Below are 10,988 nucleotides of genomic sequence, written 5' to 3' on the forward strand. Positions count from 1 at the left end.
ACGTCGTGCCGCGCCGCGTCGGCACCGTATCCCGCCTGCGTGAAGAAGGCCGCGCAGCCGATGCGTTCCAATAGGCCGACGACCTCGTCGAGCGTGTAGTTCTGGTGCAGCGAGGGATTGCACACATAGCCGTTGCGCGAGCAGGCGAGAAAAACCACCACGGCCTCGACGCGGCTGGGCATCCACACCGAGACGCGGTCACCGGCGCGCAGGCCGGCGCGGTCGAGTTCGTCGGCGAGCACGTCGACCCACTCGTGCAGCGCCTTCCAGCTCAAGCGATGGTGCAGGTCGCGCACGGCGAGCGCGGTGCCGCGCAGCTCGGCATGCCGCCGCAGCAGGCCGTAGAGGGTGTCGGACTGCCACACGCCCGACAGGTAGTGGCCGCGTGCCGTCTCGGGGTCGTGCAGCGTGAGGATCTGGGTCACGTTGGGCTCCACGCGCGTGTCAGTGGCCGAACCTGGAGCCATCGGGCTTGCGCCGCGCGGCGAAGGCGTCGGCCAGCTCGGCATGTTCGTCGGTGTTGAGGTAGCCGCGCAGCAGCAGGTCGTGCGCCATGCGCGAGAGGCCGCCGACGCCGCCGTGGCGCGCATTGAACGCCGCCTTGATCGAGGCCAGCGCGAAGGCACCGCGCTCGGCGATCTCGAGCGCGAACTCGCGCGTGGCCTGCTGCAGCGTGTCGTCGGGCACCACGCGGTTGATCAGGCCCATGGCCTGCGCCTCGGCGGCCGGGATCTTCGGATTGCTGTACCAGATCTCCTTGGCGCGCTTCTTCCCGACCAGGTCCTCGAGGTACCAGGTGCCATAGCCCGCATCGAAGCTGCCGACCATCGGGCCGACCTGGCGGAACACCGCGCTGGCCTTGGCGATGGTGACGTCGCATACCATCTGCAGCACGTTGCCGCCGCCCACGGCCAGGCCGTTGACCGAGGCGATCACGGGCTTCTGCAGGCGGTCGATGCTCTCGTACATCTCGAGCGTGGGCAGCACGCCGGCATAGAGCAGCGTGTCCTCCATGCCGTCCTTGCGGCCACCGAGGCAGAAGAAGCGCTCGCCCGCGCCGGTGATCACCAGCACGCGCGTGCGCGTCTCGCGCCGGACCTGGTTGATGCAGTCGCGGATCTCGTGGCACATGCGCTCGGTGAACATGTTCCCGTCGTGCGGGCGATTGAGCGTGAGCGTGCCGACGGGGCCGTCCTCCGCGTAGGTGATTTCTTCAAAGGCCATTGATCTGTCTCCGATGGGTTGCGTACGCTGTCTCCGCAATCGCCGTGCCACAAGCGAGGCATGCGCGCCACGAGAGGCCGGAGGGCAGGCGCTCTCCTCGGAGAGGACGGCGGCTTTCACCGAGACGCAGGGTCTCGAATCACCACGACGCACGCGCTTCGTTGCGCGCCACTGCATTCAGGCCGGACAGATCGCCGCTCGCCTGTCTTCGCCACCGACAGTGCGCGCGCCGCGGCGCGGGGTGCCGCCCTTGGCGTCGATGCGGCGAAGCCCGCGTGGCATGGAGCTTGCCCCGACAGGCCTCGACGGCCTCGCGCCTCGTCGCAACGGCCTTCAGCTCCGCACCATCAACCAGGAAATCCGAGACATGAAAAGAACCCTTCGCGCCCACCTTCCCTTCCTCGCCGTGTTGGCCGCGCCTTGCGGCGGCGCGTTCGCGCAATCCAGCGTCACCGTCTTCGGCGTGATCGACGCCACGCTCAGCGGCTACAGCAGCCGCTCCGATGCGCGCTCGCCGACGCTGGCCGCGCTCGCGCTGCGGCCCGATCGTGTCGGCGTGAGCCGCACCGAACTTCGCAACTCGGGCTACAACGGCAGCCGCATCGGCTTTCGCGGCACCGAGGACCTGGGCGGCGGTCTGGCCGCGGGTTTCTGGCTCGAAGCGCCGGTGACCAACGACGACGGGCAGCAGGGCATCGCCTCGTTCGCGCGGCGCGCGACCGTGAGCCTGTCGGGTGCCTTCGGCGAGGTGCGCATCGGCCGCGACTACACCACCACCTTCTGGAACGACTCGGCCTTCGACCCCTTCGGCGTCAACGGCGTGGGCACGACCCTGATCTACACCGCGAACATCTTCGAGCCCTCGGGCGCCGCGGGTGGCTTCGGCGCCAACGCGAACTACACGCGCATCGGCAACTCGATCTCGTACTTCCTGCCGCCGACGCTGGGCGGCGTCTACGGCCAGTTCCAGTACGCCTTCCACGAGCGCGACAAGTTCTCGCCGGGCGGCACCACGCCGCCGGGCCTCGCTGCCAACGGCGCGGTCAACTCGGGCGCGGTGGCGTCGGTGCGCGCGGGCAGCTACGTGGCCGGGCGGCTCGGCTATGCCTCGGGACCGCTCGATGTGGCGATCTCGGCCGCTTCCTTCGTCACGGGCGACAGCTACTACGCGGGCACCACGGACAGGGTGCGCAACCTCAATGCGGGTGCGTCGTATGACTTCGGGCCGGTGAAGCTCTTCGCCGAATACTCGCGCTCCACGTCGGTACGCTCGCATGAAGACTTCACGCCACTCGCGACGCGGCGCCCCGATGTCGAGGTCCAGGGCTACTCGCTCGGCCTGACCGCGCCGATCGGGCCCGGGCTGATCCGCGCGGGCTACTCGGCGGTGAAATACGACCTCGGCACGGCCCCCGGTCTTGCGCAGCCGCAGCCGCGTGCCCACAAGATCGCGCTGGGCTATGTGCACAACCTGTCGAAGCGCACGGCGCTCTATGCGACCGTCGCGCAGGTCAACAACCGCAATGGCGCGGCCCTGGTCGTGAACGGACCGGCCTTCATCAACAACGCGAACTACCAGCCGCGGTCCTCGCGCGGCTACGACTTCGGCATCCGGCACGCGTTCTGACGACGCGCGACGTTCAACGTCACTCGAGCAGGCTGGCGATCACGCCCGGGTGCGCGCGCTCGAAGCGCCGCGCCATCGGCGCCAGCCGCTCGCGCCAGGCCGCGGTGTCGGCGATCGTGCGCAGCACGAGGCCACGCGCGGCCAGGTCGGCGAGCACGCGTTCGTCGTCCTGTCGCAACGCATTCCATTGCGCGTTCACCGCTTCGTCGGCGGCGCCTTGCAGCCACGCGCGGACTTCGGACCGACCCGGCGTTTGGGCCCGGCCGACCAACCAGTAGGTCAGCAGGCTCATCTCCTCGACGCGCCAGGCGACCGGCGCCTGCTGCGCCGCGACGGTGAGCCAGACGCCGGGCGAGGACATCAGGCCATCGATCTCGCCGGCGCGCAGTGCCGCACCGACGCGGTGGATCGGCATCGGCACCGGTTCGCCATTCAGCGCCTGCACCAGTTCGCCGAGATGCCCAGGGCCGGTCACGCGCAACCGCAGCGACTGCAGGTCGGCCTCGCGCGCGCCGCGCGCATCGGGCGGCGTGCGGAACACCATCAGTTGTTCGGCACCACGCATCACCGCATGCAGCGCGAGGCCCTGCGGCGCCAGCACGCGGTTGAACACCGCCATCGCGCGCGCGAGCGCACCGGGCCGCGCCATCGCGCTGTCGGTGAGAACGAAGGGCAAGGTGGCCGCGCCGAGCGCGGGCGCGAGCTGCTCCATGTAGGCCACGCTGACCCAGGCCAGGTCGGCCTCGCCCTCGCGCACGCGCTGCAGGCCCGCAGCCTCGGCATGGCGCGGGTCGGACTCGAGGTGGATGCGCGCACGGCCTCCGCCAAGCAGCGCGAAGCGGCGCGCGAAGGCCTCGAAGTACGGCGCGCGCGGATGCGCGAGCGGGAAGTCGGTCACCGCCTTGAGTTCTATTTCGCTGTGCATGTCCCGTTGCCTCGGTTGCGTCGCCGGCATCCTCGTGTTTACCCGCATCGGGTGCATTCGCCGGCGACAGTGGCAAATATTATCGATACGATACGGCTCGAAACGCAATAGACCGTGGCGTATCGAGCGGAAGCCAACGGCGCACCGACGCCACATGACAGGACGAAACGATGACCGAACAGCACGGGATGATGGGTGTCCTCGTCGTCGACGAGGGCGGAACGATCGTCTTTTCCTCGGGCGTGATGTCGCGCGCGGCCGTGGCCACCGCGGTGATCCAGCGCTGGCGCCGCGCCGAGGACGCGCTCGGCGCGCTGTGGAGCGTGCGCAGCGGCGACATGTCGCTGTGCGTGCTGGCGACACAGGCCGACCAGGCCTGCGCCTTCTTCGCCCTGAGTGACGGCTGCAACGACGAGCTGCTCAATTTCGTGAACGCCGTGCCCTTCGCGGGCGACATCCTGCGCCACCTGCTGACCAGTCCCTACGAGGCCATGACCGTGGTCGACAGCGCGGGCGTGGTGCGCTACCTGAGCCCGGTGCACGAGAAGTTCTTCGGCATGGAACGCGCCGACTGGATCGGCAAGCACGTGACCAAGGTGATCGAGAACACGCGGCTCGACACCGTGGTGCGTACCGGCAAGGCCGAGATCGGCCAGACGCAGGAGATGCGCGGCGCCACGCGCATCGTCTCGCGCGTGCCGATCCGCGCGCGCGGCGGCGAGCTGGTGGGCGCGGTGGGCCAGGTGATGTTCCGCGGCCCGGAGCACCTGCAGTCGATGAACGCGGAACTGAGCCAGCTGCGCACCGAGGTCGCGTTCTACCGGCGCGAGCTCACCAACCGGCGCACCAATTCGCTCGGCCTCGAACAGATCGTGGGCAACAGCGCGGTGATCCGCAAGCTCAAGGACGACATCGTGAAGGTGGCGCCGCTCGACGTGCCCGTGCTGCTGGTCGGCGAGAGCGGCACAGGCAAGGAACTGGTCGCGCATGCGTTGCACCTGCTGAGCATGCGGCGCGACAATCCGCTGGTGCTGGTCAATGCCGCGGCCTTGCCCGCGACGCTGGTCGAGAGCGAGCTGTTCGGCTACGAGGCCGGCGCCTTCACCGGCGCCGAACGCAAGGGCCGCAAGGGCAAGTTCGAACAAGCCAACGAGGGCACGCTGTTCTTCGACGAGATCGGCGACATGCCGCTGGAGATCCAGGTCAAGCTGCTGCGCGTGCTGCAGGACGGCGCCTTCGAGCGCGTGGGCAGCGAGCGCAACCGCAGCTCGAACTTCCGCCTGATATCGGCGAGCAACGTGGACTTCCAGCGGATGATTGCCGAGAAGTCCTTCCGCCTCGACCTGTTCTACCGCATCAGTGGCGTGACGCTGCACGTGCCGTCGCTGCGCGAGCGCCGCGACGACATCCCGCTGCTGGTCGAGCATGCACTCGAGAACTTCGCGCAGCGCCACGGCACCGCGAGAAAGCGCGTGAGCGCCGCCGCGATGGAGCTGCTGGTGCGCCAGCCGTGGCCCGGCAACGTGCGGCAGCTGATCCACACGCTCGAGCGCGGCGTGATCTTCGCCGAGGGCGAGGAGATCGGCCCCGGCGACCTCGGCCTGCTTGGCGAGGGCGAAGCGGGCGGCTCGGCGATGGCCTCGCTGCTCGCGCCGCGCGGGCCGGGCGGACCGGGCGATAGGCCGCTGCCTTCGGTCACGTCGACCATCTCGACGGGCCCGGTGCGCGAAGCAGTCAGCAGCCTCGAGATGTCGCTGATCCGCGATGGCATGGCGCGCTTCAAGGGCAACAAGCTGCGCGTGGCGTCGGAGCTCGGCATCTCGCGCTCGTACCTCTACAAGCGGCTCGCGGAGATGGGACCGCTGTGAAGTGCGCGCTGTCCGCCTCTGCCTGCGCGCGTGCCGCGGCGAACGACAGTCTGCCCGCGCCGTGCACACCACGGGCACGAACCGTGGCGTTCCCTCCCCTGCTTCGCGATGGCACAACGCTTGCACCCTTCGAGCGCCACAGGCATCTGGAGAAGGCAATTGGCGATACAGGCAAACGGCGCGGCGCCGGTGGGTTTCATCGGCATCGGCGCGATGGGTTTTCCGATGGCGCAGCGGCTCATGGCGCGCGGCCATGTGCTGGTGGTGCACGACACCAGCCCCGAGGCGGTGACGGCCCTCGGCGCGCAGTCGGCGGCATCGCCGCGCGAGGTGGCGCAGCGCTGCGAGGTGGTGTTCTGCTGCCTGCCGAGCCTCGAGGCCTACCGGGCCGTGGTGCTCGGCGCGGACGGACTGCGCGAGGGCCGGCGCATGACGCACTACGTGCACCTCGGCACCACCGGCTCGGCTCTGGTCGAGGAGTTCCAAAATACGCTAACGCGGTGTATGACCGTCGACGCCCCGGTCACCGGCGGTCCCGCGAACGCGGTCGAGGGCCGACTGACCTCCATCGTGTCTACAAGCACCGAGGCCCTCGACACCTGCCGGCCCATGATCGAGAGCTACTCGGCCCACCTGATCGTGGTGTCGCAACGGCCCGGCGCGGCGCAGCAGATGAAGCTGATCAACAACATCGTCTCGGCCGCCAATCTCGCGGTGGCCTGCGAGGCGCTGGTGGTCGGCGCCCGGGCCGGCCTCGACCCCGCGATGATCGTGCAGGTGTTCAACCGCGGCAGCGGCCAGAACAGCGCGACGCTCACGAAGATTCCCGCGGCCGTGCTCACGCGCAGCTTCGACTGGGGCGCCGCGCTGCGCATCGTGCTGAAGGACGGCGCGCAGTTCCTGCGCGATGCCGATGCGGCCGGCGTGCCGGTCGAGGTGGCGCGCGCGGTGATCGAGAGCTACCGGCGCGCGTCCAGCATCGAAGGACCCGATGCCGACATGACCACCGTTATCCGCCAGCTCGAACGCGCGGCCGACCTGCGCGCCACCGCCCTGCCCCTGCCCTCCTGACGCGCGGCGCGGGGTGCCGCACGGCGGCGCGCGGGGATGACGCTACGATGCCTTCGCTTCCCTCTTCCACGCTATGACCACCTCCGCCACTCCCCGCTCGCCGGGCCGCCAGCGCGACACCGCCGCGCACGAAGCGATCCTCGCCGCCACGCACGAATTACTCGACGAACTCGGCTACAGCAAGCTGTCGATCGAGGGCGTGGCAAGCCGCGCGGGCGTGGGCAAGGCGACCATCTACCGCTGGTGGCCCCACAAGGGCGCGCTCGCGGTCGAGGCCTACCTGACGGCCGTGGCGCCGAGCATCGCCTTTCCGGTGACCGACGATCCGCGCCGCGACATCGAGGTGCAGGTGCACCGGCTCGCGCGCGTGTACCGCGGACAGAAGGGCCAGACGCTGCGCACCATCATCGGCTCGGGCCTGGCCGACGAAGGCACGATGCAGTTGCTGTCGGACGGCTACCTCAACCCGCGCCGCGGCGTGGCGAAGGCGGCGCTGATGCGCGGCGTCGAGCACGGCGTGTTCCGTGACGACCTGGATCTCGAGCGCGTGATCGATGCGATCTACGGTCCGCTGTTCCACCGCCTGATCATCGGCCACGCGGCGCTCGACGTCGCCTTCATCGACACGCTGCTGCAGATCGTGCTCGACGGGATCTCGGTGCGGCCGCCGTCGCGCGCACCCAAACGCTGAGCTTTTTTCGATACGGATCGTATCGAATCGGTCTCGGCATGTTGCTTGCGGTTCGCAGGCGTGGCGATCGGTCCACGCCTTTCCGATTTTTGCGGAGCACAACACCATGAGAGACAAGCGACGAATTCTTCTGGCCGCGGCAGGCGCGGCATTGCTGCTCGCGGCCGGCGGCGCACCTGCACAGACACAGCAACAGGCCTACCCGTCGAAGCCCATCCGCATCATCGTGCCGCTGGCGCCGGGCGGTTCGGCCGACGTGCTGGCGCGCGCGGTCGGCCAGCAGCTGGCCGAAGCGCTCGGGCAGCCCGTCATCATCGACAACAAGCCCGGCGGCAACAACATCATCGGCACCGACACGCTGGCGCGGGCCACGCCCGATGGCCACACACTGGGCCTGCTGATCAGCACCCACGCGATCAATCCGCACGTCAACAAGGCACTGCCCTACGACTCGCTGAAGGACTTCGCGCCGGTCGCGATGGTGGCGCTGATGCCGGGGCTGCTCACCGTGCATCCGGGCGTGCCGGCGCGCAACGTGCAGGAGCTGGTCGCGCTCGCGAAGGCGAAGCCCGGCGCGCTGGCCTACGGCCAGGCGGGCCAGCTCTCGTCGGGCCACCTGTCGATGGAGCTGCTCAAGCAGGTCGCGGGCGTGGACATCGTCAGCGTGCCCTACAAGGGTGGGTCGGCCGCGCTGTCGGATGCGGCCGCGGGCAACATCCAGGTGCTGATCAACAGCCCGGTGAGTGCGATGCCCTTCGTGAACGCGGGGCGGCTGCGCGCGCTGGCGACCACCGGAGCGCGCAGGCCAGCGGCGTTCGCGCAATTGCCCACGCTCGCCGAGTCGGGCTACCCGGGCTTCGACCTCAACGAGTGGTACGGCCTCTTCGCGCCGGCGCGCACGCCGCGGGCCGTGGTCGAGCGGATCAACACCGAGGTGCGACGGATCATGGCGAGCCCGGCAATGGTGAAGCGGCTCGCGGAGATCGGGGCCGAGTCGCCCGCGATGGACACGGCCGGGTTCGCGGACTTCGTGACGGGCGAGACCGCGCGCTGGGGCGAGGTGGTGCGCAAGGTGGGCGTGAAGCTCGAATGAGCCGGCCCCGTCGGCACGCCGAATGCCGCGCGTGCCGACGGGGCGATGCCCGGACTAGAAGCGGAAGCGCGAGCCGCCGTCGATCGAGATCACCTCGCCGCTGAGGTAGGACGCGCGCTCCGACACCAGGAAGCTCACGAGGTCGGCCACTTCGGCGGGCTCGGCCATGCGGCCGAAGGGCAGCGAGGCGAGCAATGCGTCGTAGGCCTTGTCGGCGGCCTGCGTGGGATTGAGCAACGAGGCGGTGCGGCCGGTGCGCACGAGGCCCGGGTTCACGCCGAGCACGCGCACGCCGTGATCGACGCTTTCCGCGCCCAGCGCCTGGGTCAGCGCGATCAGCGCCGCGTTCGCGGACGAGGTGCCGATCGATTTCGGATTCGGACGCAGCCCGCTGATGCCGATGATGTTGAGGATCACGCCGCGCCGGCGCTCGCGCATGCGGCGGTAGAAGGCGCGGCACACCGCGATCGTTCCCATGAGCTTGCCTTCGAAGCCATCACGCAGCGCGCCGGGGTCGACGTCGAGCAGGCCGCCGCGCGGGATCGCGCCCGCGGAGTTGACGACGATGTCGACCTCGGGGAAGGCGTCGACCAGGAGGCTGTCGGGCAGGCGCGAGAGATCGGCCTCGAAGATCTCGACCGACACGTCGTGCGCGGCGCGCAGCGTGTCCCGCGCTTCGACGAGCGCGGCCTTGTCGCGCGCGACCAGCCGCAAATGGCAGCCCTCGGCAGCCAATGCCTTCGCGCAGGCGAAACCGATGCCTTTCGACCCGCCGGTGACGAGCGCCGTTCGGCCGGACAGTTGCAGATCCACTTTGTTGACTCCAATGCTTCGATGGGGATGGGATGCCGGCCGCCCCGCGTTGCGGCGAAAGGCCGGCGGCTGGCTTCGCTACCGCAACGCGCATGCCATGCGAGGAAGGGCGTGGTTCAGCGCGATGCGGGCGCGCCGATGTCGTCGCGGCGGTCAGCCTTCGACCGGCGCGCGCGCAGTGTCCGCGCTGCGAACAGCGGCGCGCGGGCCGCGGCGGGAACTTTGGCATGCGCTTCGCAGCGAAGGCACGGCAGCGCGCGATTGGCATGGGCGTTGCGGAAAGACCCGCATGTCATCCCCCACACCGAACCCGGCGGAGATTCCGCTCGACACGCTGCCGCGCAAGCGCTCCGCCCCCCTCGACCTGCTCGAGGGGATCCGCATCCTCGACCTGACCTCGTCGATCGCCGGTCCCTATGCGGCGCAGCTGCTCGCCGACATGGGCGCGACCGTGGTGAAGGTGGAGCCGCCGGGCAAGGGCGACGACGTGCGCGCCTGGGGCCCGCCGTTCCTGCACGGCGAGTCGCTCTGGTACCTGAGCGTCAACCGCAACAAGCACAGCATCACGCTCGACCATGCGCAGCCCGAGGGCCACGCGATCCTGCGCCGGCTCGTGGCGCAGGCCGACGTCGTGATCGTGAACCTGGTGCCGCGCGTGCAGCGCAAGCTGCGGCTCGATGCGCAGACGCTCGGCGCGCTCAGGCCCGGACTGATCCACGTCTCGCTGACCGGCTTCGGCGGCGAGGGCGAGCGCGCCGACCTGCCCTGCTACGACCTGGTCGCGGAAGGCTACTCGGGCGTGATGGCACTCACCGGCGAGCCCGATGCGCCGCCGCAGAAGGTGGGCACGCCGGCCGCGGACCTGCTGGCGGGGCAGGACGCGGCGCTCGCCACGCTGGCGGCCCTGCAGCGGCGCCACCGCAACGGCGAAGGCTGCGCGATCGACATCTCGATGGTGGAGAGCATGACGCGCTTCATGTCGCCGCGCATCCTGCCCTATCTCGGCGGCGGCGAGCTGCCGCGCCGTTCGGGCGGGCGCGACAGCGTGATCGCGATCTACCAGGTGTTCGAGACGGCCGACCAGCCGATCACGCTGGCGCTCGGCAACGACGCGGTGTGGACGCGCTTCTGGCAGGCGGTGGGGCAGCCCGAGGTCGCGCACGACCCGGCCTTCGCGACCAACGCGCTGCGGCGCGGTGCGCGCGCGCCGCTGGTCGAGAAGATCGCGGCCCTGCTGCGTACCGCGCCGCGCGCGCACTGGCTCGCGGCCTTCGCGCGCGAGCGCGTGCCCGCGGGGCCGATCCATGGCGTGGACGAAGTCGCGGCCGATACCGCGCTACGCGAGCGCGGCTTTCTCTATGCGGTGGACAGCGATCGCGGACCGTTGCCGCAGATCGGCCTCGGCATCCGCTTCGACGGCGCGTCGGAAGGATCGACGCGGCCGCCACCGACGCTCGGCGCGGACACGGTGCAGGTGCTGACGCAGTGGGCGGACGTGGACCCGGCGGCGATCGAGGGCTTGCGCGAGCGGCGCGTGATCTAGCGCCGCGGCCCGCGCGCGCCGCCTCACATCCCCGTCACGCCGCGCTCGAGCGCGAAGGCCAGCAGCGCCTTCTCGTTCGGCTCCTGCGGCCAGGTGTCCTGCGCGAGCCACTTGTGGAACGAGCTCGCGGCGA

The 10,988-nt window shown here is 70.2% G+C and carries 10 protein-coding genes; 6 read left to right on the forward strand and 4 right to left on the reverse strand.

The features are described 5' to 3' along the window. Positions 1 to 425 (reverse strand): AMP-binding protein (locus AC27VN_RS19830; protein WP_490877603.1); only part of this gene is annotated, 425 nt, incomplete at its 3' end. 19 nt (positions 426 to 444) lie between these two features. Beyond that, positions 445 to 1,224 carry an enoyl-CoA hydratase-related protein gene (locus AC27VN_RS19835; protein ID WP_490877604.1) on the reverse strand — a complete coding sequence of 260 codons (780 nt, stop codon included), beginning with the start codon at positions 1,222 to 1,224 and terminating at the stop codon, positions 445 to 447. 367 nt (positions 1,225 to 1,591) lie between these two features. On the opposite strand from AC27VN_RS19835, the gene AC27VN_RS19840 reads away from it, so the two are divergent. Beyond that, a complete protein-coding gene (locus tag AC27VN_RS19840; RefSeq protein ID WP_490877605.1) occupies positions 1,592 to 2,851 on the forward strand; it encodes a porin in 1,260 nt (419 codons plus the stop codon). 19 nt (positions 2,852 to 2,870) lie between these two features. Here the strand turns inward: AC27VN_RS19840 and AC27VN_RS19845 are convergent, their stop codons facing one another. Beyond that, positions 2,871 to 3,776: a TRAP transporter substrate-binding protein gene (locus AC27VN_RS19845; RefSeq protein WP_490877606.1), complete on the reverse strand. Its 906-nt coding sequence runs from the start codon at positions 3,774 to 3,776 to the stop codon at positions 2,871 to 2,873. Positions 3,777 to 3,946: 170 nt separating this feature from the next. Between AC27VN_RS19845 and AC27VN_RS19850 the strand changes: the two genes are divergently transcribed. The 4 genes from AC27VN_RS19850 (at position 3,947) to AC27VN_RS19865 (ending at position 8,499) form a co-directional block, all read left to right on the forward strand. After that, complete coding sequence (locus AC27VN_RS19850) at positions 3,947 to 5,644, forward strand: sigma-54 interaction domain-containing protein (RefSeq protein ID WP_490877607.1); 1,698 nt, start codon at positions 3,947 to 3,949, stop codon at positions 5,642 to 5,644. 108 nt (positions 5,645 to 5,752) lie between these two features. Continuing rightward, entirely contained in the window at positions 5,753 to 6,715 is a 963-nt protein-coding gene (locus AC27VN_RS19855) for an NAD(P)-dependent oxidoreductase (protein ID WP_490877608.1), read from the forward strand. Positions 6,716 to 6,788: 73 nt separating this feature from the next. Continuing rightward, entirely contained in the window at positions 6,789 to 7,406 is a 618-nt protein-coding gene (locus AC27VN_RS19860) for a TetR/AcrR family transcriptional regulator (RefSeq protein WP_490877609.1), read from the forward strand. A gap of 106 nt (positions 7,407 to 7,512) precedes the next feature. After that, a complete protein-coding gene (locus tag AC27VN_RS19865; RefSeq protein ID WP_490877610.1) occupies positions 7,513 to 8,499 on the forward strand; it encodes a Bug family tripartite tricarboxylate transporter substrate binding protein in 987 nt (328 codons plus the stop codon). Between the two features lie 54 nt (positions 8,500 to 8,553). Here AC27VN_RS19865 and AC27VN_RS19870 read toward each other — a convergent pair whose 3' ends face one another. Then, positions 8,554 to 9,312: a short-chain dehydrogenase/reductase gene (locus AC27VN_RS19870; RefSeq protein WP_490877611.1), complete on the reverse strand. Its 759-nt coding sequence runs from the start codon at positions 9,310 to 9,312 to the stop codon at positions 8,554 to 8,556. A 289-nt stretch (positions 9,313 to 9,601) separates the two neighbouring features. Between AC27VN_RS19870 and AC27VN_RS19875 the strand changes: the two genes are divergently transcribed. Then, entirely contained in the window at positions 9,602 to 10,855 is a 1,254-nt protein-coding gene (locus tag AC27VN_RS19875) for a CaiB/BaiF CoA transferase family protein (protein ID WP_490877612.1), read from the forward strand. The last annotated feature ends 133 nt before the right edge of the window (positions 10,856 to 10,988 follow it).

It is taken from the genome of Variovorax sp. 20P10.2.4, from assembly GCF_058244205.1.